The 22608-nt window shown below is 53.6% G+C and carries 23 protein-coding genes; 14 read left to right on the forward strand and 9 right to left on the reverse strand.

Annotation, left to right across the window (positions count from 1 at the left end):
• Positions 1–32 precede the first annotated feature (32 nt).
• The 8 genes from BR04_RS02095 (at position 33) to BR04_RS02130 (ending at position 5784) form a co-directional block, all read left to right on the forward strand.
• Complete coding sequence (locus BR04_RS02095; RefSeq protein ID WP_496354322.1) at positions 33–572, forward strand: deoxycytidylate deaminase; 540 nt, start codon at positions 33–35, stop codon at positions 570–572.
• Positions 572–1036, forward strand: a complete 465-nt coding sequence (gene nrdR, locus BR04_RS02100; protein ID WP_496354323.1) for a transcriptional regulator NrdR — start codon at positions 572–574, stop codon at positions 1034–1036. Before BR04_RS02095 ends, nrdR begins: the two co-directional genes overlap by 1 nt.
• The gene (gene ribD, locus BR04_RS02105; protein WP_496354324.1) at positions 1033–2139 is read left to right on the forward strand and encodes a bifunctional diaminohydroxyphosphoribosylaminopyrimidine deaminase/5-amino-6-(5-phosphoribosylamino)uracil reductase RibD; all 1107 of its coding nucleotides are present in this window, start codon (positions 1033–1035) and stop codon (positions 2137–2139) included. Before nrdR ends, ribD begins: the two co-directional genes overlap by 4 nt.
• Before the next feature lie 32 nt (positions 2140–2171).
• Positions 2172–2837 carry a riboflavin synthase gene (locus tag BR04_RS02110; RefSeq protein WP_496354325.1) on the forward strand — a complete coding sequence of 222 codons (666 nt, stop codon included), beginning with the start codon at positions 2172–2174 and terminating at the stop codon, positions 2835–2837.
• A 58-nt stretch (positions 2838–2895) separates the two neighbouring features.
• Entirely contained in the window at positions 2896–4113 is a 1218-nt protein-coding gene (locus BR04_RS02115) for a bifunctional 3,4-dihydroxy-2-butanone-4-phosphate synthase/GTP cyclohydrolase II (protein ID WP_496354326.1), read from the forward strand.
• A 68-nt stretch (positions 4114–4181) separates the two neighbouring features.
• Complete coding sequence (ribH, locus tag BR04_RS02120) at positions 4182–4655, forward strand: 6,7-dimethyl-8-ribityllumazine synthase (RefSeq protein WP_496354327.1); 474 nt, start codon at positions 4182–4184, stop codon at positions 4653–4655.
• Positions 4655–5098: a transcription antitermination factor NusB gene (gene nusB, locus BR04_RS02125; protein WP_496354328.1), complete on the forward strand. Its 444-nt coding sequence runs from the start codon at positions 4655–4657 to the stop codon at positions 5096–5098. The genes ribH and nusB overlap by 1 nt, the downstream gene beginning before the upstream one ends.
• 59 nt (positions 5099–5157) lie before the next feature.
• Positions 5158–5784: an MBL fold metallo-hydrolase gene (locus BR04_RS02130; RefSeq protein WP_496354329.1), complete on the forward strand. Its 627-nt coding sequence runs from the start codon at positions 5158–5160 to the stop codon at positions 5782–5784.
• 19 nt (positions 5785–5803) lie between these two features.
• Here BR04_RS02130 and BR04_RS02135 read toward each other — a convergent pair whose 3' ends face one another.
• A complete protein-coding gene (locus tag BR04_RS02135; protein ID WP_496354330.1) occupies positions 5804–5926 on the reverse strand; it encodes a hypothetical protein in 123 nt (40 codons plus the stop codon).
• Positions 5927–6018: 92 nt separating this feature from the next.
• On the reverse strand, positions 6019–7419 hold the full coding sequence (gene mltF / locus BR04_RS02140) for a membrane-bound lytic murein transglycosylase MltF (protein WP_496354331.1): 1401 nt from the start codon (positions 7417–7419) through the stop codon (positions 6019–6021).
• Between the two features lie 286 nt (positions 7420–7705).
• Here mltF and ispG point away from each other — a divergent pair, with 286 nt between their 5' ends.
• The 3 genes from ispG (at position 7706) to BR04_RS02155 (ending at position 12552) form a co-directional block, all read left to right on the forward strand.
• Positions 7706–8818 (forward strand): flavodoxin-dependent (E)-4-hydroxy-3-methylbut-2-enyl-diphosphate synthase, encoded by a 1113-nt coding sequence (ispG, locus tag BR04_RS02145; protein WP_496354446.1) that lies wholly within the window; start codon positions 7706–7708, stop codon positions 8816–8818.
• Positions 8805–10316 carry a proline--tRNA ligase gene (gene proS, locus BR04_RS02150; protein ID WP_496354332.1) on the forward strand — a complete coding sequence of 504 codons (1512 nt, stop codon included), beginning with the start codon at positions 8805–8807 and terminating at the stop codon, positions 10314–10316. The genes ispG and proS overlap by 14 nt, the downstream gene beginning before the upstream one ends.
• Positions 10317–10401: 85 nt before the next feature.
• Entirely contained in the window at positions 10402–12552 is a 2151-nt protein-coding gene (locus BR04_RS02155; protein ID WP_496354333.1) for a RelA/SpoT family protein, read from the forward strand.
• A 169-nt stretch (positions 12553–12721) separates the two neighbouring features.
• On the opposite strand, the gene rpmB is transcribed toward BR04_RS02155, so the two are convergent.
• The 5 genes from rpmB to BR04_RS02180 all read right to left on the reverse strand — a co-directional run bounded on the left by rpmB (position 12722) and on the right by BR04_RS02180 (position 16564).
• Positions 12722–12913, reverse strand: a complete 192-nt coding sequence (gene rpmB, locus BR04_RS02160; RefSeq protein WP_496354334.1) for a 50S ribosomal protein L28 — start codon at positions 12911–12913, stop codon at positions 12722–12724.
• A gap of 138 nt (positions 12914–13051) precedes the next feature.
• Entirely contained in the window at positions 13052–13699 is a 648-nt protein-coding gene (gene bamD, locus BR04_RS02165; RefSeq protein WP_496354335.1) for an outer membrane protein assembly factor BamD, read from the reverse strand.
• 152 nt (positions 13700–13851) lie between these two features.
• The gene (gene trxB, locus BR04_RS02170) at positions 13852–14778 is read right to left on the reverse strand and encodes a thioredoxin-disulfide reductase (RefSeq protein WP_496354336.1); all 927 of its coding nucleotides are present in this window, start codon (positions 14776–14778) and stop codon (positions 13852–13854) included.
• A 7-nt stretch (positions 14779–14785) separates the two neighbouring features.
• Entirely contained in the window at positions 14786–15115 is a 330-nt protein-coding gene (trxA, locus tag BR04_RS02175; protein WP_496354337.1) for a thioredoxin, read from the reverse strand.
• Between the two features lie 237 nt (positions 15116–15352).
• Positions 15353–16564, reverse strand: coding sequence for an EAL and HDOD domain-containing protein (locus tag BR04_RS02180; RefSeq protein ID WP_496354338.1), 1212 nt, complete (start codon positions 16562–16564; stop codon positions 15353–15355).
• A gap of 224 nt (positions 16565–16788) precedes the next feature.
• Here BR04_RS02180 and purN point away from each other — a divergent pair, with 224 nt between their 5' ends.
• Entirely contained in the window at positions 16789–17604 is an 816-nt protein-coding gene (gene purN, locus BR04_RS02185) for a phosphoribosylglycinamide formyltransferase (RefSeq protein WP_496354339.1), read from the forward strand.
• Between the two features lie 3 nt (positions 17605–17607).
• On the opposite strand, the gene BR04_RS02190 is transcribed toward purN, so the two are convergent.
• Positions 17608–18798, reverse strand: coding sequence for a TraB/GumN family protein (locus tag BR04_RS02190; RefSeq protein WP_496354340.1), 1191 nt, complete (start codon positions 18796–18798; stop codon positions 17608–17610).
• Positions 18799–18855: 57 nt separating this feature from the next.
• The gene (locus BR04_RS02195) at positions 18856–19770 is read right to left on the reverse strand and encodes a tetratricopeptide repeat protein (protein WP_496354341.1); all 915 of its coding nucleotides are present in this window, start codon (positions 19768–19770) and stop codon (positions 18856–18858) included.
• Between the two features lie 916 nt (positions 19771–20686).
• On the opposite strand from BR04_RS02195, the gene BR04_RS02200 reads away from it, so the two are divergent.
• Both BR04_RS02200 and BR04_RS02205 read left to right on the forward strand, forming a co-directional pair.
• Complete coding sequence (locus BR04_RS02200; RefSeq protein WP_496354342.1) at positions 20687–21724, forward strand: Nif3-like dinuclear metal center hexameric protein; 1038 nt, start codon at positions 20687–20689, stop codon at positions 21722–21724.
• Between the two features lie 76 nt (positions 21725–21800).
• Positions 21801–22520, forward strand: coding sequence for a zinc ribbon domain-containing protein (locus BR04_RS02205; protein WP_496354343.1), 720 nt, complete (start codon positions 21801–21803; stop codon positions 22518–22520).
• Positions 22521–22608: the final 88 nt, after the last annotated feature.

Genomic DNA, 22608 nt, shown 5'->3' on the forward strand with positions numbered 1-22608 from the left:
TGCTGCGGGTTTCACAAAAAAAGGGGAGGATGATGAAGGAAGACCGGCCATCCTGGGATGCCTATTTCATGGATATCACCACCCTTGTGGCCCGCAGATCCACCTGTCTGCGTCGGGCTGTAGGTGCCATTCTGGTCAAGGACAGGCGGGTTTTGTCCACAGGCTACAACGGGGCACCCAGCGGGGTACGGCATTGCAATGAGACGGGCTGCCTGCGGGAGCAGATGGGTGTACCCTCGGGGCAGCGCCATGAGCTTTGCCGCGGTATTCATGCGGAGCAGAATGCCATCATTCAGGCGGCCCGACATGGTGTCAGTATCATGGGCGCCACTCTGTACTGCACGACCCAGCCCTGTTCCATCTGTGCCCGTATGCTGATCAATGCCGGTATTGTACATATCTGCTATCAGGAAGGGTACGCTGATCCCTTAAGCCTTCAGATGCTGGAAGAGGCGGGGATTCCCCTTGAAAAAATAGGGAATGAAGGACGGATTTCACCTGATTGGAAAACGAGGGATTGGAAAAAGACGGATTGTTTGTGTCTACAGGGGAATATCCCTAAGGAGTCCTGATGAAATGTCCGTTTTGCGGGGAAGGGGATAACAAGGTTATTGATTCCCGCCTGAGCAAGGAAGGTAACATGATCCGCAGGCGGCGGGAGTGTCTGTTCTGTTCCCGTCGCTTCACGACCTATGAGCAGATTGAAGAAATCCCCATGATGATTGTCAAAAAGGACGGTCGCCGGGAAAAATTCAACCGGGAAAAACTGCGCAGTGGCATTCTCCGGGCCTGTGAAAAGCGGAATGTGAGCATGCACACCATCGAAAATTTTATGGATGAGCTGGAACGGGATCTGCGGGAATCCGGAGAAAAGGAAATCGCGTCCCGTACTCTGGGGGAAAGGGTGATGACCTGGCTCCATGCTCTCGACCCCATTGCCTATGTGCGTTTTGCTTCGGTTTACCGGGAGTTCAAGGATGTGAACGATTTTGTGGAAGAACTGAAATCTCTTCTCATTCGGGAAAAGGACGCATGAACGACGTCGTTTTCATGGAAAGGGCTTTGGAACTGGCCGAAAGGGGCAGCGGTCGTACCTCTCCCAATCCCCTGGTGGGGGCTCTTGTGGTCAAGGACGGAAAGGTGGTGGGTGAGGGCTGGCATATGGCCTATGGCGGCCCCCATGCGGAAATCCATGCCCTTGCTGCTGCAGGGGAGGCGGCAAGGGGGGCGACGATTTATGTGACCCTGGAGCCCTGCAACCATTACGGCAAGACCCCGCCCTGCACGGAGGCCATCCTGAAGGCCGGTATCCACCGGGTGGTCATGGCCATGGCGGATCCCAATCCCAAGGCCGCAGGCGGCCAGGAAAAGCTTCGGGCTGCGGGGCTTACGGTGGAGACGGGGCTTTGTGAGGACAAGGCCAGAGCGCTGAACGCTCCTTTTTTGAAGATGGTGGAGACGGGGCTTCCCTACGTGGTGCTGAAATGCGCCATGACCCTGGATGGCCGTGTGGCCACCCGCAGTGGGGATTCCAAATGGGTGACGGGGTCTGCCTCCAGGGAGTGGTGCCACCGTCACCTGCGTCAGCGTCTGGATGCCATTCTGGTGGGCAGTGCCACGGTACGGGCCGATAACCCCAGCCTTACCTGCCGCCTTCCTGAAGGCGGAGGCCGGGATCCTCTGCGCATTGTACTGGCCTCCACCCTGGAAATTCCCGAAGATGCCCAGGTGTTGCGTCAGAAAAGTGATTCTGCTACGGTTCTTGTCTGCGCCGAAGGAACGGCTGCGGAGAAGAAGGCTCCTTTTCTTGCAGGGGGAACTGAAATTCTGGAAGTTCCCCGCAAAAACGGCGGGCTGGATCTGAAGGCCCTTCTGCCCCTTCTGGCAAAGCGGGGAGTGCAGAGTCTGCTCATTGAAGGCGGAGGCCGTGTGGCGGCTTCGGCGCTTCAAAGCGGCATTGTGGATCATGTGGTTTTTTTCTACGCGGCCAAGATTCTGGGAGGGGATGGTATCCCGGTACTGGACGGGCCGGGGCCGTTGCGTATGGCTGAGAGCATGGTTCTGGAGAAAATGGATATTTTTCGTACAGGCATGGACATCCGGGTCGAGGGACGTCCGGTGCTGCCGAACCTGGCATGAGCTTACGGGACAGGATGGGAGTTTTCTGAGGGATGTTTACGGGAATTATTGAAGGAATGGGTACCATCCGGGAGTTGCTGCCTGCGGGTGAGGGGCGGAAAATGAGCGTTGAGGCGGATTTTGATCTCACGGGTACCCGTATCGGTGACAGCATTGCGGTGAACGGAGCCTGCCTGACGGCGGTAAGGCTTCAGGGGCGGCGTTTCACCGTGGATGTGGCACCAGAGACCGTGGCAAGATCCCGGTTCAAGATCGCCCGGGTGGGGGAGCGCGTGAATCTGGAACGGGCTCTGACCCTTTCTTCCCGCCTGGACGGGCACATCGTTACCGGTCATGTGGATGGTGAAGGCCGCATTCTTTCCAGGGAAACCCGGAGCAATGCCATCATCATCACCATCGGCATCCCGTCTTCCCTGGCCCGCTATCTGATTCCCAAGGGATCGGTTGCCGTGGACGGTACCAGTCTTACGGTGAACACCTGCGGAAGTGACCGCTTTTCCGTTTCCATCATTCCCCATACCGCAGGGCTTTCCACCGTGGGAAACCGGGCTGTGGGGGAGAGTGTCAACATAGAAACGGATATTGTGGGTAAATATATTGAACGTCTGATCACCATGCCCTCCGGGGCGGGGGAAGACCGGCCTCCGGTATCCGGAGGTCTGGATCTTTCCTTTCTGGCGAAAAACGGGTTTTTGTAAGCCAGACTCTGCCGTTTGCAGGGTCTGGAACTTACATGGAGAGGTTTAGGAAGGTTTCATGCCGAAGATCACAATAGAACAGGCCATTGAAGATATCCGGGCCGGAAAAATGGTTATTCTGGCCGATGACGAGGATCGGGAAAATGAAGGCGATCTCACCATGGCTGCGGAAAAGGTAACGCCGGAAGCCATCAACTTTATGGCAAAATTCGGCAGAGGACTGATCTGCCTTTCCCTGACTGCGGAAAAATGCGACGCTCTGGATCTGCCCATGATGGTCACCAACAACACCTCCCCCTTTGGTACGGGATTTACCGTGTCCATTGAGGCCAGGGAAGGGGTTACCACGGGGATCTCCGCAGCAGACCGGGCCACCACCATTCTGGCGGCTGTGAAAGATGGGGCAAAACCCAGAGATCTGGTGCGTCCCGGCCATATTTTCCCTTTGCGTGCCAAGGACGGAGGCGTGATCGTGCGCTCCGGTCAGACCGAAGGTTCCGTGGATCTGGCCCGTCTTGCGGGCCTGAAACCTGCGGGGGTGATCTGTGAGATTATGGATGATGATGGTACCATGGCCCGCATGCCTTCCATGGAACGTTTCAGTGAGGAACACGGCATCGGTATCTGTACGGTGGCGGATCTGATCGCCTATCGCCTGCGTACGGAAAGTTTTGTCCAGCGTCAGGTGGAAGCCCGGATTCCCACCTCCTTTGCCGGAGATTTCCGAACGGTGGTCTATGAGAATGCCATTGATGATTATCAGCATATTGCTTTTATCAAGGGGGAGATTGACCCGGCCAAACCCGTTCTGGTTCGGGTGCACTCCGAATGCCTGACGGGGGATATCTTCGGATCTCTCCGCTGTGACTGCGGGGATCAGCTGAGAAAAGCCATGCAGATGATGGAAGAAGAGGGTTGCGGTGTTCTGCTGTATATCCGCCAGGAAGGCCGTGGAATCGGTCTTGTAAACAAACTGAAGGCCTATAATCTTCAGGATGAGGGCTTTGATACGGTGGAAGCCAATGTGAAGCTTGGGTTTAAACCGGATATGCGGGATTATGGTATCGGTGCTCAGATTCTGGTAGATCTCGGTATTCGGGAGATGCGGCTGATCACCAACAACCCCAAAAAAATGGTGGGACTGGAAGGCTATGGTCTGCGTATTGTGGATCAGGTGCCCATTGAGATTGAATCCAATGATGTGAACCGCTGCTATCTGGAATGCAAGAAACTCAAGATGGGCCATCTTCTCACTCTGATGGATAAAGATGCGTAACGCTTATTTTTGAATTCCCAGACATCTAAAACGTCTTTGCTCTTTGACCGGATAAGGAGAAACAAGAAATGCCAAGGATTCTAGAAGCCCCGTTGCGGGCTGATGGTAAGCGCTTTGCCATCGTATGCACACGTTTCAATGATTTTATCACGGAGCGTCTTGTCGGCGGGGCCATTGACGGCCTGGTACGCCATGGTGCTTCCGAGGAAGCCATTGATATTGTGAAAGTTCCCGGTGCCTATGAGGTACCGCTGATGGCCAAAAAGGTGGCGGCCAAAGGAAGCTATGATGCGGTGATCTGTCTGGGTGCTGTGATCCGTGGTGCCACTCCCCACTTTGATTATGTGGCGGGTGAGGCGGCCAAGGGGATTGCCCAGGTGATGCTGGAAACGGGGGTTCCCGTGATTTTCGGTATTCTGACCACAGACACCATTGAGCAGGCCATTGAGCGTGCCGGAACCAAGGCGGGGAACAAGGGTTTTGATGCCGCCGTTGTCGCCCTTGAAATGGCCAACCTCATGGATGTGGTGGATAAAGCCTGATGGGATACCGGCGTAGGGCGCGGGAACAGGCCTTGCAACTTCTGTTCTCCATGGATCTTCGGGGAGATTATTCGAATCAGGTGAAAGCCCTGTTCTGTCATGTCTTTATTCCTGAAGATGCCACCCTTACCCTGTTTGAAACACTGGTGCAGGGGGTGGTGGATCATATTGAAGTGCTTGATCGTATTATTGAGACCTTTTCCAGTAACTGGCGTATCCCCCGCATGGGCCGTGTGGATCGCAATGTGTTGCGGATGGCGGTTTTTGAGATTGTGTATATGAAGGATATCCCCTTCAAGGTTTCCATCAATGAGGCCATTGATCTTGCCAAGAAATTTGGTACACGGGATTCCGGTGGGTTTGTCAACGGTATTCTGGACAGTGTCCGGAAGGACAGGGAGAGTCAGGCTCAGCAAGCCTCTTCTGAAGAGACGGCAGATTGATAACAGGAGCCTGTCCGGTCAAGCCTGCCTTGTCGGATGGCCCTGGATGGAGGAAAACCATGCTCATCAAATCCCTGGCCGTAGGTCCCATTATGGCCAATTGTTTCATTGTCGGTTGTGAGAAAACCCGGGAAGCCGTTGTCATTGATCCGGGTGATGAAGGGGATCGTATTCTCATGGCTCTTGGCAAAGAGAAACTTACGGTAAAGTATATTCTCAACACCCACGGCCATTTTGACCATGTGGCAGCCAACCGGCGTTTAAAAGAGGTAACGGGTGCGGAGATCTGTATCCATCCTGAAGATGCCTCCATGCTGGGGCAGCTTGCCACCATGGCCATGGCCTTTGGCCTGCGTTCGGAAAACTCCCCTCCCTGTGATCTGCCCCTTAAGGGGGGAGAGGAAATTCGTTTCGGTGAAGAAGTGCTGAAGGTGATCCATACACCGGGGCATTCCCGGGGGGGGCTTTCTTTTGCCGGAAAGGGCGTAGTCTTTGTGGGGGACACCCTGTTTGCCGGTTCCATCGGCAGGACAGATCTGCCGGGAGGGGATTACGGAACCCTTATTGCCAGCATCCGGGAACGGCTTTTTCCCCTTGGGGATGGTATCAGGGTGTACTGCGGTCATGGGCCGGAAACCACCATCGGCAATGAAAAACGATTCAATCCCTTTGTGGGCGGAGCCTGAAAGCCTATCACCATGAAGGTCAGAGGGGCAGGGGAATTTCCCCTGCCCTTTTGTTTGTCTGATGGTTGCCCTGACTCAGCCGTGCCGTTTCAGGTCTTCCCCTTGCCTTCATGTCCTTTCCCTGAGAGGCGAGAACAGCCATACATTTGATCCATACAGCATTGATCCCACCTTTCCACGTCGGAGTATGGGAACGATAACTGAAGTAAGGTGGCAACCAGAGTGGGATGTGCCTTACTCGGGGGGCAGGTTTGCGGACTTGAGCAGACTTTTATGGCGGAGAATGTCATAGTATAAAAGGATTTTGCGCAGATAGAGAACGGGTTCTGAACCCCGGCAGTATCCGTAGATGGCATCCTTATAATATTTTTTCTTTTCCAGCAGGGGTAGGGTCTTTTCCAGATTGTACCAGCGATCCGGATCGAGATTCATGCGGCGGGCCAGATTACGGGCATCCAGCATGTGACCCTGGCCCACATTATAGGCACCCAGAGCAATGTAACTGCGATGGGGTTCTTCGGCCTGATCAAAGAGTGCGTGCAGTTTTTTCAGATAACGCATACCAGCTTCAATGTTTTGGCTGGGGTCGTGAATATTGCTTACCCCAAGGCTGCGGGCCGTTCTTCCCATGAGCTGCATAAGGCCCCGGGCATTGGCGCGGCTGCGGGCCCAGGGATTCAGATGGGATTCCTGATAGGATTGGGCTGCGATGAGCCGCCAGTCAAAGCCATGGGAAGCGGCATGTTTTTCAAAGAGAGCCTGGTAGCGGGGAAGGCGAGTCTGTATACGCTTGTGAAAGCGCATGAGATCCACATAGTCAAAAAGATCGAGGTTGCCGTAATGGTGTTTCCGGAGGGCTTCCAGCAGACCCTCTGCCTTTGCTTTGGCCAGGAAGCGGTTCACATGATACCGCAGTTTATGGGCATTCACTGGCAGCATCCAGACAAGGGGGGCCGGGTTCCCCAGTATCAGGGCAGGACTGGCCTGGGGATAGTACCTCTGGTAGCGGCGGGCCATGTGATCGGGGATGATGGCGAGATCTATTTCCCGTGTGCTGACTTTCTGGAAAAGCTCTTCGCTGTGCAGTTTTTCTTCGATGATTTCCATGGTCATCCCCCCATCCTGAAGATCCCGTAACAGGGGAAGAATACGGGCCTGTGCGGGAAGGTGTACCCGCATTCCCTCAAGATCCTGGATTGTCCGGAACTGGTTGTTGCTGCGGTGAACAACACAGACATACTCCATATGCATGTAGGGCTGGGAAAAGATGGCCCGACTTTCTCCGCTGACAGGCATGCCGGGGATGGCGATATGGGCCTTTCCCTCATCCAGAAGTTTTTCCATGGCGGGGATGCTGTCTGCGAGAAGAACTTCCAGTTTGAGGTTCATCTCTTCTGTAAAGGTTTTGACCAGATCGTATTCAAAGCCCATGGGCATGCCATTGTAAAGGGAATAGGTGTGGAGGGCGTTCCGGGTGACAACGCGCAGCACGCCTTCGTCAAGAATTTCTTGCAGGGGGGCGGGGGCGGGGGCGGGACGGGTGTGCAGGTGCCAGGCAATCTTCAGGCTGAGACAGATGAGAAGGAGTGCCAGAAATTCAAGGATGCAGCGCAAAGTAAAGAAAAAAAGACGCACTGATTTCCTTTCCCGGCCGTGCGGGCCGCCAAGGCTGAAAAAAGCATTTCCGGGAGAGATGGCAGGGATGCGGCCCATCATGTTCGACCGGGGCAGAAGGGATGCTCTGCCAGTTGAGACCCTTCACCATATACTGCTACGGGAGCATAGGCAAGCCATCTGAAGCTACCGTTTCCATGGCTTTTCTTGCAGTTCATCATGGTCTCTGTTATGACCGGGAATTGTTGTCATGCAAAAATCCTTATCAGGGAGTACTGTTTTGGAAACCCATTCTTCAACTCCGTGTATGGCCATTCCTGCAAAACGCAGGGTACGGCACAGTCTTTTTCTCGGTGGTCTTGAGGTGGGCGGTATGGCTCCTGTCCGTGTGCAGTCCATGACCAATACACCCACGGACAATGTGGAAGCTACTGTGTCCCAGATTCAGAGGCTTGGAGAGGCCGGTTGCGAGATTGTTCGGGTGGCAGTTCCGGACATGGCCGCAGCCAGAGCGATTCGAGCCATTAAAAAAGAAATTTCTCTCCCCCTTGTGGCAGATATTCATTTTGATTATCGTCTGGCTCTTGCCGCAGCAGATTCGGGGTGTGATGCCCTGCGCATCAATCCCGGAAACATCGGTTCCGAAGCTCATGTACGGGAAGTGGTGGCTGCGGCCCGGGACAAGGGACTTCCCATCCGTATCGGTGTCAATGCCGGATCCCTTGAGAAGGAACTGCTTGCCCGCTATGGTGGTGCAAGGCCCGAGGCCATGGTGGAAAGTGCTTTGTCCCATGTGGGGATTCTGGAGAACCTGGGTTTTGATGCCATCAAGATTTCCCTCAAAGCCTCGGATGTGCCCCGTACCGTGGCAGCTTACCGTCTTCTGGCAGACCGCTGTGATTATCCTTTGCATGTGGGCGTTACGGAGGCGGGCGGGCTTTTTCCCGGTGTGGTGAAGAGTGCTCTTGGGATTGGCATGCTGCTGGCTGAAGGTATCGGGGACACCTTGCGGGTTTCCCTGACCCGTGACCCTGTGGAGGAGATTCGGGTGGGCTATGAGATTTTAAAAAGCCTCGGGTTGCGGCAGCGGGGGCCGGACATCGTATCCTGTCCTACCTGTGGCCGAACCCGGATTGATCTTTTTGCCATCCTGGATGCCGTGGAAAAGCGGTTGCTCACGGTCAGGGCTCCCATCAAGGTGGCGATTATGGGCTGTGTGGTGAATGGGCCGGGTGAAGCCAGAGAGGCGGACGTGGGCATTGCCGGAGGGCTTGGTAAGGGGATCTTGTTTCGTAAAGGGGAGGTGGTTCGCACATGCCGTGAGGAGGAACTGGTGGATGTTCTCATGGCTGAGGTGGCGATCCTGGAAGAAGAATGGCACAAAGCCTTAAAGGACGGAATGACATATGGCACAGAATAAGAAAACGGCAATTACGCCGACGCGTTTGGAAGATTATCCGGAATGGTATCAGCAGGTGGTGAAGGCTTCGGACATGGCAGAGAACTCTCCTGTCCGGGGGTGCATGGTGATCAAGCCCTGGGGCTATGCTCTCTGGGAGCAGATGGTGGCGGTTCTGGATGGCATGTTCAAGGAAACGGGGGTAAAAAATGCCTATTTTCCCCTTTTCATACCTTTAAGTTTTCTTGAAAAAGAAGCGGAACATGTGGACGGTTTTGCCAAGGAATGCGCTGTGGTGACCCATCACCGTCTGGAAGCGGGGCCGGAAGGTGGCCTTGTTCCCGCAGGCCCGCTTGCGGAACCCCTGATTGTCCGTCCCACATCGGAAACCATCATCGGGGATTCTTTTTCCAAATGGGTAACGAGCTACAGGGATCTTCCCCTCCTCATCAACCAGTGGGCCAATGTGGTGCGCTGGGAAATGCGTACCCGTACCTTTCTGCGAACCAGTGAGTTCCTCTGGCAGGAGGGGCACACGGCCCATGCCAGTGAGGCCGAAGCTCTGGAGCGTACCCGCATGATGCTGCATATCTATGCGGATTTTGTGGAAAACTGGCTGGCCATGCCCGTTCTGCGGGGAGTGAAAACCCCGTCGGAGCGTTTTCCCGGTGCTGTGGAAACCTTCTGCATTGAAGCCATGATGCAGGACAGAAAGGCTCTTCAGGCAGGAACCTCCCATTTTCTGGGCCAGAATTTTGCCAAAGCCTCGGATATCCGTTTCCAGGGGCCGGACGGTCAGGACACCCATGCCTGGACGACCTCCTGGGGGGCTTCCACGCGCATGATCGGTGGACTCATCATGACCCATGGGGATGACGACGGTGTCATGATGCCTCCGAAGGTGGCACCGGCCCATGTGGTGCTCCTGCCGGTTTTCCGTAAAGATGCCGATCCCGAGGCCATCCTGGCCTATACCCGGGACACGGCGGCCCTCCTGCGTAAAGAGACCTATGCCGACAGGAAGCTTGCCGTGGAAATCGACAGTCGGGACATGGCGGGACGCAACTGGGAATGGATCAAGAAGGGGGTACCCATTCGTCTGGAGATGGGGCCGAGGGACATGGCCGAGGATGCGGTGTTCATGTTCCGCAGAGACACGGGGGAGCGCAGTGTGGTGAAGCGGGCCGATCTGGGCCGTGTGGTGAAGGAAACACTGGATGCCATCCAGAAAAATATGTATGATCAAGCCTTGGCCTTTCAAAAGGCCCATACCCGGGAGCTGGATGACAAAGAGGCCTTTTATGCCTGGTTTACGGCGGCCAATCCGGAAAAACCGGAAATCCATGGGGGCTTTGCCCTGGCCCACTGGTGCGGAGATGCGGCCTGCGAGGCAAAAATCAAGCAGGATCTTTCTGTCACCATTCGCTGTATTCCCCTGGATGCGGAAGAAGAAGAGGGACTCTGTATTTTCTGTGGAGAAAAAAGTCCGAGGCGGGTGGTTTTTGCGAAGTCCTATTGAGAGCGGATGCTGGTGGATCTGATGCAGTGCGCTTCGGCCATGCCTGGTTGCGGGAACATCGGGGACAGGGGGAGAACGGGTTCTGATGATTCGTATTACCGACATCATAGACCGGATTCTGGAATACGATCCGGAAGCAGATATTGACCTTGTGGAAAGGGCCTATATTTATTCGGCCCGGGTTCATGACGGGCAGGTACGGCTTTCGGGTGAGCCTTATCTTACCCATCCCCTGGAGGTGGCGGGTATCCTGTCGGATCTGAGGCTGGATACGGTGAGTATTGCCGCCGGTCTGCTCCATGACGTGGTGGAGGACACCCACGCCACGGAAGAGGAGATCCGCGAGATGTTCGGGGTGGATGTGGGGCATATTGTGGCGGGTGTCACCAAGATCAGCAAGCTGCCTTTTCAGACATCCGAGCACCGGCAGGCGGAAAGCATCCGCAAGATGATTCTGGCCATGGCCGATGATATCCGTGTGATTCTCATCAAGCTGGCGGATCGTCTGCACAATATGCGCACCCTGGGCTTCCATAAAAAAATGGATAAGGTGATGAAGATATCCCAGGAAACCTGGGATATCTATTCCCCCATTGCGGCCCGTCTCGGTATGTACCAGCTCAAAAACGAGCTGGACGATCTGGCCTTCCGCTACCTGAAGGCGGAAGCCTATGCCGAAATTGAAGCGGGTATTGCCAAGGACAGGGAAGAGCGGGCCCGCTATGTGGAAGAGGTGCGGGGAATTCTTGAAAAGCGCATGACAGATGCAGGACTGTCCGCCAGTGTCATGGGGCGTTACAAGCAGATTCCCAGCATCTACCAGAAAATGGTGCAGCAGAAACTGAGTCTCTCTGAAATTTATGATCTTACGGCTTTCCGCATTATCCTGAATTCCGTATCCCAGTGTTATGAAGCTCTGGGGGTGGTACATGCCCTGTGGCGTCCGATTCCGAAGAAGTTCAAGGACTATATCGGTATGCCCAAGCCCAATATGTACCAGAGTCTGCACACCACGGTGGTGGGCCCCTATGGGGAACGCATGGAGGTACAGATCCGAACCTGGGAGATGGACAGGGTTGCAAAAAGTGGTATTGCGGCTCACTGGAGCTACAAGGAAGGCAAGAATGCCGATCCCAATATCGCGAGGGCCTTTGCCTGGATTCAGAATCTTGTGGAAAACCAGGAGGAATCCCGGGATCCCCAGGAGTTCATGGAAAATGTACGCATCGATCTTTTTCCGGATGAGGTTTATGTGTTCACGCCCACTGGTGAGGTGAAAAACCTGCCCAAGGGTGCCACACCTGTGGATTTTGCCTACATGATCCACACCGAGGTGGGAGGGCAGTGTGCCGGAGCCAAGGCCAATGGCCGTATGGTACCCCTGAGCTATGAGATGCGCAACGGGGACATTATGGAGATCATCACCTCCAAGGAACATACGCCCAGCAAGGACTGGTTGAGTTTTGTCAAAACGGTTCGGGCCAAAAACCGCATCCGTCAGTGGGTGAGAAATCAGGAGAGGGAACGTTCCCTTTCCCTGGGCCGGGAACTCTGTGAAAAGGCTTTCCGTAAGCAGAAACTGAATTTCAGCGCTCTTGTCAATACGGAGACCATGCAGGAGGTCGCCCAGTTTTTCAATTTCAAGACCGTGGAAGATCTTGTTGCCAGTGTGGGGTATGGCAAGGTGACTCCCTTGCAGGTACTGAGACGGTTTGCCCCCGCATCCGAAGCGGAAAGAAAACCGCCTTCCATCTTGCAAAGACTCATTGGAACCGGCAATCGGAAAAAACCCAGAGGGGACGGGGTGGTGGTCAAGGGGATGGATGATATTCTGGTGCGTTTTGGCAAATGCTGCCAGCCCGTTCCCGGAGATCCCATTGTGGGGTATATCACCCAGGGCCAGGGTGTGAGCGTGCATCACGAGAATTGTCCCAGCATCAAGAGACTGGATGCGGAACGCCATATTGATGTGGACTGGGCCCATGACAGCAGCGAGTTTTATCCCGTGCGCCTCCGGGTGCATTCCCATGACCGTTTGGGACTTCTTGCGGATATGGCTTCAGCCATTACCAAGACAGGTGCCAATATCCTGTCGGCACATACGGCGACACGGGAAGATCTTGAGGTGGATACCTTTTTCACCGTGGGTGTGACGGGACGGGAGCTTCTGGAAAGGGTGCAATCGGCCTTAAGACGTATTCGGGATGTGGAGGAAGTGCGGCGAATCGAATTTTGATGGGGAAGGTTAGGCCCTTGCGAAAAATGCTACATGCTGTATGGACAAACAGGGCTTTTGAAAATTTCGAGAATGTCAGAACATGAAAAAGGATCCTTGGAAATTATTCCAGGATCCTTTTTTGGCATTTGGGTAGTGCCGGTTCTTTTATGTCTGCGGCAAGCCGTTTTCAGCCTGCTTTGACCACGCGACCGGATTTAATGCACTGGGTACAGACCTTGATGCGTTTTATCGCACCATTCTGAAGGCTCCGGACACTCTGAAGGTTGGGATTGAAGCGACGCTTGGTGACATTGTGGGCGTGGCTGACGTTGTTTCCGACCATGGGTTTTTTGCCACAGATAGCACATTCTTTGGACATAATTTAGGGTCTCCCTGCTGATGGAAAATGCGGTATGAAAAAACCGCAAGAAAATCATGAATCGTACCAAAACCATAACCCAATACACCAAAGATGACCTGAAGTAAAGGGAACAAATTTTTAAAATCCGGAATTTTTTTAGGGTTGCAGTGCCAGGTTTATTTTTTCCAGCAGGATACGGCCTTCTGCTGCCTGGGGTGTCTGAGGATAGGCGGTCAGGAGATTTTCTACACGGCTCTTTGCCGCAATAAAGGCTTTGGTACGAAAGTAGTACTGGGCCACATAGAGTTCGGAACGGGCAAGACTTTCCCTGCATAACCGTATTTTTTCATCCGCCTGGGCCGCATAGGGTGTACCGGTATAGTTTTCCTGTAATTTAAGAAAAATATACAGGGCGTTTTTTGCCGGGGTCTGATCTCTGTCTTCACTGTCTATACGCTCAAAATGGCACATACCCAGCTGGAAGACGGCTCTGGGGGTTTCCGTATTTGTGGGATGGAGACGTTCAAATTCCGCATAGACTACGGCAGCCTCGGCATATTCCTTGAGGGCGTAGTGGGCGTCTGCAATGCGGATGGTCGCTTCCGTGGCGTGCTGGCTGAAGGGGTACCAGTCCCGGAGTTGCCGGAAAGCTTCCAGGGAACTTCGGTATTTTTCATTTTCAAAGGCATCCCTGCCTTCCACCAGAAGCTCCGGTGCTGTTTTTTCCGGTTTTTTTGTGGCACAGGCAGTGACACAGAGACATAGCAGGAGAAGAAGAAAGATGGAGACATATTTTGATTTCATGATGACCTGAAAAAATCCATCCGTATGGGGGTTGATCCTGTACGCTGGAACAGGAAAAGACAGCCTGACAGGAAAAAGCGGTTCCGCTGTGTTTTTTTGTCCTGTCAGGACAGGTAAAACGCAGCGGAACCGATGGCGTCCTGTTTCAGGGATCAGAGTGCAGTCAGGTAATGTTCGGCGGATACCGCAGCAATGGCCGCATCCCCCACAGCGGTGGCTACCTGTCTCAGGGGGGTGTTGCGGATGTCACCGCAGGCAAAAACGCCGGGAACCGAGGTTTCCATGCGTTCATTGACCATGATGAAGCCCTGGGCGTCCCTTGCCAGGGTATCCTTGATGAAGGTGGCATGGGGGGTGATGCCAATCCAGACAAAACAGCCATCAGCGGCAAGATCCTGGATGTGACCGGTTTTGACATTGCGTATCCGAACCGCAGAAAGTCCCGTATCACCCCCCAGTATGGCTTCCGGAACAGAATCCCATACCATGGTGATTTTGGGATTGGAAAAAGCCCTTTCCTGGAGAATCCGGGTAGCCCTGAGCTGATCTCTGCGGTGTACGAGAAAGACCTTGTCCACAAATTTGGTAAGGTAGATGGATTCCTGTACGGCCGTATCGCCACCGCCGATGGCCACTACGGTTTTTCCTTTGAAAAAGGGGCCGTCACAGGTACCACAGAAGGAAACCCCCCTTCCGTAAAAGGCATCCTCTCCGGGGATATTCAGTTTTCTGGCAAAGGCCCCGGTAGCAATGATGAGGGTTTTTGCAAAAAGACTTTTATCCGTGAGAACGACTTCCTTCACGTCTCCTTCAGGGCGGATGGCCACCACCTCTTCATAGGCCGTTTCCAGACCAAAGGCATCGGCCTGACGGGTCATGCGTTCGGCCAGTTCGGCACCGGAGATACCTTCGGGAAAGCCGGGATAGTTTTCTACCCAGTCTGTGATCATGATCTGTCCGCCCGGCACCATTTTTTCAATGAGCAGGGTTTTCAGACGTGCTCTGCATGCGTAAAGGCCGGCCGTTAAACCAGCCGGGCCACCCCCGATGATGATAAGGTCGTAAACTTGGGAATCCATGGATCGTTTATCCAATCATTTCGTTCAGAAGCTCTTCGATTTTGGGCTTGGCCATCATGCCCGTGACCTGCTCCACGAGGGTACCATTTTTAAAGAAAATCAGTGTGGGAATGGCTTTTACGCCGAAGCGGCCCGGAGTGATGGGGTTGTCGTCCACATTGAACTTGACGATTTTGGCCTTGCCCGCAAATTTTTTCCCGAGGTCTTCAATGATGGGGGTCATGGCCCGGCAGGGACCGCACCAGGGAGCCCAGAAGTCGATGAGTACGGGAATGTCTGACTGGAGTACTTCCTTTTCAAAATCGGCATCACCGATTTCAAGAACACCTTCCGCCATGGATGTATCCTTTCTCATGGGAGTGAACGTATAAATTCGCCGGACATCCGGCCTGGTTTCAAAAAATCAGAAATCACTATAGGGGTCAGGTTCCGCCTTGTCAATCAGCCTGCCGCTCTCCGTCTTCTGATTTCCTGAAACCCTGGTTGTATATTCCAGAGGCGGAAAAGGAAGGAAAGGTTACAGGGTACCACTTTTTATCCTTAAGGCTTTGGGGCTGGAAGCCGCTCCCCTGTTTCAGGAAGAAGGCAGGTTACGGCTCCATTCGCAGGCATCGAGATAGAGACCTGGCACCCGTTCTTCCGGTATGCCGATGGCGGAAAGGGTCTGGGGAACAGTATCCCAGTCTCCCTGTTCGTAGGCCACGGCAAGCTGGAGGTAGGGCCAGAGCATCCCCTTGGCATGGAGGAGGGCCTCGGTGATGTTCCGGGAAAGGGATAGTTTTTTTAAGATGATTTCCATGGGTTCATCTAAGATGGCATCGAGAAGGGAGAACATCCCCAGGGTGAACAGTTCGTTGGACAGTCCCGTTTTACCGGTTTCAGCTCCGAGGCGTTCGCAGAATTTTCCCCGGATGCAGGAGGCCTTGAGCAGGGCTTCCGGTTTGTCTGAGCAGATCTTGCTGAGGGTGATGATGGCGATGAAACGGCGGATTTCGTCCGTGCCCATGAGTACCAGCGCCTGACGGATGGAGGTGATCTCCCGGATGCGTTTGAAAAAGGCGGAATTGATGTAGCGCAGAAGGGTGTAAGCAATACCCACGTCCCTGTGGATGAGGGCTTCCATGCGGTCGAAGTCCATGTCGGGTTTGGCGCTTTCCGCCGTGATTTGCAGAAGGTTCAGGGTCTGGCCCTGGATTTCCTTTCCCTTGATGATTTCCGGTTTGCAGAAAAAATAGCCCTGGAAGAGGGAAAAACCCATGTCCACGGCCTTGCGGAATTCTTCGTAGGTTTCCACCTTTTCCGCAAGGAAGATGAGGGGTCTTGAGGTTTTAACGGCCATGCATTCCCGGATTTTTTCTTCGGAGCTGATCCGGAAATCAATCTTGATGATGCGGGCGGACTGCATCACTTCCTGCCAGGGGGGGCTGTAGATGAAATCATCCAGGGCCAGGACATAGCCTTTCCGGGACATCTCCTGACAGGCGGTGATGATTTCCTGCGTGGGATTAACGGTTTCCAGGATTTCTATTACCGTTTCCTTAATGGGGAGCATGAGAGGAATTTTCTGGAGAAGGAGGTTTTCCGTAAAATTGATGAAGGCTTTTTTCCCCTCGGTGAGGGTCTGGATGCCGATGCTGAGAAAGGTATTGGATAAAAGCTGGACGGAGGCCTCATCCCCGTCCATGTCCGGCATGGCGTTGTGCATGCCGTTGCGGAAGAGGAGTTCAAAGGCCACAATCTCTTTTTTCTGATTGAAAATGGGTTGTCTTGCGACAAAGGTTTCCATGGTGATCCCGTCTTTAATATTTGAAAAACCTGGCTTGAGTCCAGGGAAAATGCAGGCTATAAGCCAGTCATGGTTGTTTTGCATGCCTCCTTATCCTGACGGATATCAGGGGCGTTCCGAGAAAACGGAATGTATGGTCAGGATTTCTTCATATTTTGAAAAATATAGCAAGGCTGTTCTTGCCTGTTTTTTCCGAGCAGGGGATGGTCTGGGGAAAGGTCAATATGAAAAAGCCTTTGGGAATCGCCATCTTGCTTTCGGGCAGCGGCAGCAATGCCCAGGCCATTATGGATGCCTGTAAGCGGGGAAGTCTGGATGCCGAGGTACGGGTGGTCGGCGCGGATCGTCTGGACGCGGGAGGACTCAGCCGGGCAGCCGCCATGGGTGTGGATCATTTTGTGGTGGATTATAAAACCATCCTGAAGCAGGCAGGGGATCGACCCGAAGATTTTCTGCCAGGGGATCTGGATCTTGACGGGGTCTGCGCCAGACAGGCCCTGTTTTCTCCTGCGGAAGACGGGCAAAAGATCCGATCCTTCATTGCCCGCAGGGCTGCGGCGGAGCGTCTTTTGCTGGAGGCCCTCCTGCCCTATGACATTGATCTTCTGGTACTGGCCGGGTTCATGCGAACCCTTACCCCCTATTTTCTGGATCATATGCAGCCTAAAAACGGTCTTTGCAACGGGGGACTTCCCAGAATCATGAACATCCATCCGGCCCTCCTGCCTGCCTTTGCCGGTGTGGACGGATACGGCGATACTTTCCGTCATGGCTGCCGGGTGGGGGGCTGTACGGTGCATTTTGTGGATTACGGAGAAGATTCAGGGCCCATTGTGGGGCAGGCTGCCTTTCCCATCCTGCCGGGAGATACCCTGGAGGATGTGAAGCGCAAAGGGCTGGAGGAGGAGTGGAAACTCTACCCAGCCTGTATTCAGCTTTATGCCGAAGGCAGGCTGGTGCTGGAAGACCGGCCCCAGCGGGATGGAAGTATCCGCCGGGTGGTGCGGATACTTCCTGGAAGTGCTGTGGCGTTTTCCTGAGTCTTATCCCAGCACCCGGAGCATGAGAGGAAGGGCCACAAAGGTGCCCACCGAGCTTCCGAGGTTGGTGAAAACCACCACAAGAAGGATGCGTGTGGCCTTGTTTCTCCAGAATCCGCCCATACTGGTGATGTCTTCGCTTAAGGACTGAAGATCCGATACCCGGGGTTTTCGCAGAAAGACTTCCGCAAGACCGGCTACCCAGCCTGCGGCCACCATGGGGTTGAGGGAGGTGATGGGGGCTGCCACCATGGCCGTGAGGATGGTCAGGGGATGGGCCAGGGAGGCGGCTGCGCCAAGGCCTGCAAAAAGAGCGTTCGCGGCAATCCAGAAAGCAATCATGTCCATCCCGGATCCCTTGCCGCCAAAGAAGAAGCCTGCGGCAAAGAGGATCAGAATGAGGGCTGGAAGCCCCCACTTCAGAATCGTTCCCGTTTTTCCGGCAGGAGGCAGGGTTTCCAATGCTGCGAGATCCACGGGAGACTCCCAGTAGCGGAGAATACCCGGCACATGACCGGCTCCCACCACAGCCACGATGGAGTCTCCGGGGGCTGTGCGTATTTTTTCCGCAAGGTAACGATCCCTCTCGTCAATGAGCACTTCCTGAAGCACGGGATGGGCTCCGGCCATCTCCTGCATGAGGGAGGCCATGGCATCCTGATTTTTCAGCCTCTCAATTTCCTCCTCTTTAATGTCATCCGCTTCAAAACCCGACCCCAGAAGCTGCACCAGCATTTTGGTCTTGGCGAGAAAGCCCATTTTGCGCCAGATGCGGGCCAGGGTGATGCGCACTTCCCGATCCGCAAGATGCAGGCTGGCCCCGGTTTCCCCGGCCGCCGCAATGGCCCGGAGCATTTCTTCTCCGGGGCGGATTTCCATGCGGTCGGCAATGCGTTTCTGAAAAGCGGCAAGGAGAAGGTTGGAAAGAAGGAGAAAGGATTTTTTTTCCCGTACCACTTTGAGAATATCCATATTTTTCCAGCGATCCGGATCCTGGATGGATTCGTAACGGGGAGGGCAGAGTTCAATGGCCACGGTATGGGGCCGGATTTCCCGGATCAGGTTTTCCACTTCTTCAGCACTTTGTCTTGAAACATGGGCTGTACCTACAAGAAAGATGGTTTTTTCTCCGCAGGTAAGGCGGGTGACGTTGTCATCTGGTGTCAGGTCAAGGGCGGGTTCTGCTGCATTCATGGGATGCTTTTCCAGTTCTTTTAAGGTTGTATCGGGTGGAATGGGGACGCATAAGGATCAGTCACAGGGCCCGGCTACAGCCCTGCCCTCAGTCCAGACCGGGATAAAATGACGGGGCAGGGTCATGTCCATACGGCTTGTTTCCGCCAGTTCAAGGAAGAACTTTTCATGCTCGGCAAGACGGGAGGCATCTCCGGTGAGGGCCCAGATTTCCATGGCCCTGCGGGCGTAATCTGCGGCAGGGCCATGGTTTTCCAGAAGGGCCTCGCAGCGGGCCAGGGCCATGAGGTCTGCGGCCGTGGCTGCGAATTTTCCCGACTGCCTGTCCAGATGGAGGGCTTCCAGCAGAAGGGGTCTCGCGGCTTCGGGCTCTTTGGTGTCAAGAAGGATTTCTCCAAGGGAAAAGAGAAGGCCTGCTCTGCTGCTGTCATCTGTTCGCAGGAGGGCTTCTTCCAGAAGTTTTTTGGCTTCTTCCGATCTGCCTTCGAGAAAAAGCAGTCTTGCTTTTGGCCGGATCAGGGCGGGCAGGGTATCCGGGGGATCCATGTCAGCCATGCGTTCCGCTGCTTCCTGTACATGGCCTGTTTCAAGGAAAAGGGCAATTTCATTGATGCGGGCCTGATCCTGTAAAGCCTTTTCTCCCAGAAGACCGGCCCTGTGAGCGGCTTCCTTGTAGCAGGCCAGAGCATCTTCGTAGCGGCGTATCATGCGGTAGGCATTGCCCATGTTGTTGAGGCTTAAAGCCGTACCTGAAGTGTTGTCCGCAGCGGTATAGCCTTCAAGGGCTGCCTGATACTGCTGCAGGGCAAGGCTGTGGCAGCCTTTGAGGTAACTGGCGTTTCCCTGACGGATGGCCCGCTGGGCCGGTATCTCCCAGGGGGGGGGGAGAGGTGCAGCCGTTTTTTTGGCGCCGCAGGCGGGAAAACAGCAGAGAAGGCCTATACCAAGAAGCACAAGCAGGGGGCGTTTCATGGGGATTCTCCTGGAAAATCTTTGGGAATAGCGCGTAGAGATCACATCACAGCCTGTATGTGTATCAAAGACCTGTCTTCCCTTAAAGGATCATTTTAGATTTCTGGGATTGAAACCCGAAATGTGGTGCAGAATGTCATTAAAAAGCAGCATGACGGGTAAACCGCAGGGCAAATTCCGGATGCAGGGATCAGGAAATACGCATTATACCAGGGTGAACGCATGTAGATTTGGCGGAATGTAATTTCAATAGGTTATAGCATTAACAATCAAAGCTGTTCAGTTTTTGATATTTGTAACACTCTGATTTTACATAGCCGTAATTTTGAAGTGAAACTTACATGCGTTCACCCTGCGCATTATACGTCCGAGTCTTGACATTCCTTCCGGGGCTGGGTAGTATTTTTAGATTGCGGTAAAGAACCGTACCGGGATTTATACTCCAAAAAGATACATTTCAGCACCTCCTGGATCATTTGGATGACGGGCTGAAACAAGGGGACTGACAGTAGCCTCAATAAAGATAGTTTCTTTTTTTAAAAATAATAAATAAGCAATTTGAAAAAAGCCTGCTGGAAAAGTTTTTTCATTCTCAGGGTATAGTGGTCAATTCAAAAACAGGTGGTTTGCCAGTTTTTTAAGGTGTTAAGGTTTGTAATTTGGTTCGGAAAGGATTCCGGGTTCCCTTTCTGTAAAAGATACGGTCTGAAAAAGGGGTTTTATTTCCTTGAGAATGATTTTGCGTCCTTTAGAATGGACTGATAAGGGGATTCTTCCGGAAAGCCTGACGGAAATTCCGGTGAAAAGACCGGATTCTTTCCCGGAAACGGGAGTGCAGCAGGGAGAAGAACATTAAGGAAGGGCGGTGCGGGGATTCTCCTGCACCGCCCTTTTTATTTGGCTCAGGGGAGGGTGGATGGTTTATCGTGTTGAAGACTGCATTGCGTTCATGACGGAAATCGCCCCACCGGATCTTGCGGAATCCTGGGATTCTGTGGGGCTTCAGGTAGGAGACCCCGGTCAACCCGTACGACATATGGGGGTGGCCCTGGATGCAACCTTTGAGGTCGTGTCGGAGGCTGTTCAGAAAGGTGTCGGATTTCTTGTCGTGCACCACCCGCTTTTTTTCAGACCTCTGAAGCAGCTGTGTTTGGATACCCCCATGGGGCAGATTATAGCCATGGCGATTCAGGGTAACCTGAGTATTTATGCGGCTCATACCAATCTGGACAGTGTGGCAGGGGGGCTGAATGACCAGCTTTGTGCAAAGCTGGGGCTGGAAGAAATTCAGATTCTCGGAAATGTAAAAACATGCCCTGAAAAACTTCTGCATGTGGAGATACCGGTTGCCATGAGAAATCGGGTGTCTGATCTTTTTTCAAGTTTGAGCTGTGAGGTCTCCTGGTGGCATGGTATTGATGGGCCGGAAGGACGTGTCATCGGGCGGTGCCGTTTGGCAGCGTACAGGCTGTCCGAGCTCAAGGGCAAACTCAGAGCACTTTGTTCAGAGGCTGTTCTGGATGCCATCCCCGCTGGTGAAGGTTCTTTGGGCGCTGGACTGGGCAGAACGGGAATTCTTTCTTCCTCCCTTTCTATGGTAGATTTTTCCCGTAAAGTGAAACAGGATCTTGGACTTTCCCAGGTCAGAATGGTGGGGGATCCCATGCGTCCTGTTCGGCGTGTCGCCGTCTGCTCGGGAAGTGGTGCCGGTTTTATATCCGCAGCCCGGGTTTGGGGTGCAGATGTTCTGGTCACGGGGGATATAAAGTACCACGAAGCCACGGCGGCCTTGGAAGAGGGAATTGGTCTTGTGGATGCAGGGCATTTTGGAACGGAGTATGGTGTGGTTGATTTGCTGATGAACCGTTTGTCCAGAATTTTAAGGGAACGGAAGATATCGGGACTTTCCCTTGTGCCTTTGTCTTCCTGTAAAGATCCGTTTTTTATGGTGTAGCCTCTTAAACAGGCTTGTCTGCGAAAAGGGCTGATCGCAGGCGTTTTGGGGTCGTCAGCCCATGGGGTGGGTATTTATGAATCCAGTGGTAAGGCAGGAAATAGATATTCTGATCCGTCTTCAGGAGACGGAAACCCGTGCCCATGATCTGCGTATCATTCTTAAGGATGTTACGGCACGGCAGGAAGATCTTGAGAAGGAGCTTGAGCGTGAACGTCTGATCCTTGAGGAAAAATCAGGGGCTCTGGAGAAACTCCGCAAGCAGTACAAGGGATTTGAGGACGATCTGCGCTATAACGAAGAACGTCTGAAAAAAAGTGAGCAGACCTTACGCGCTGTTACCAATAACCGGGACTACCAGGTATTGCTTCGGGAAATGGATGATAACCGTAAGGTGAATGGCAGAATTCAGGAAGCCATGCTGGGGTTGCTGGATCAAATAGAGGGCATGGAGAAGGCACTGGGAGAGGCGCAGGCACGTGTTGATGCTGAGGTGGCACGGGTAGCGCAGGAAAGAGAAGAGCTTCTGAGTTCCTGTTCCAGAGAACGGGCTAGCCTTGAGCAGATTGAAAATGAACGTAGAACCATTGGTGCCGATGCACCGGTTCGTCTGATCAAGCTGTTTGAGCAGGCAGTCAGACTTGGGAACGGTGTGGGCGTTTCCTATGTTAGTGGCAATACCTGTAAGGGGTGTTTTATGACCTTGCCACCCCAGTTTTGCATTGAATTGCAGCGGTGTAATGCCATTAACCGCTGCCCTCGTTGTAACCGTATTGTTTACTGGAATGATATCTGATAGGGTTTTTTCTGCAAGGTACTTGAATCCACCCTTGGATTCCTTACCTGGACTTTTTTTGAAAAGGGCACTATGATAAAAAATGCAA

It is taken from the genome of Desulfobotulus sapovorans DSM 2055 (assembly GCF_059569355.1).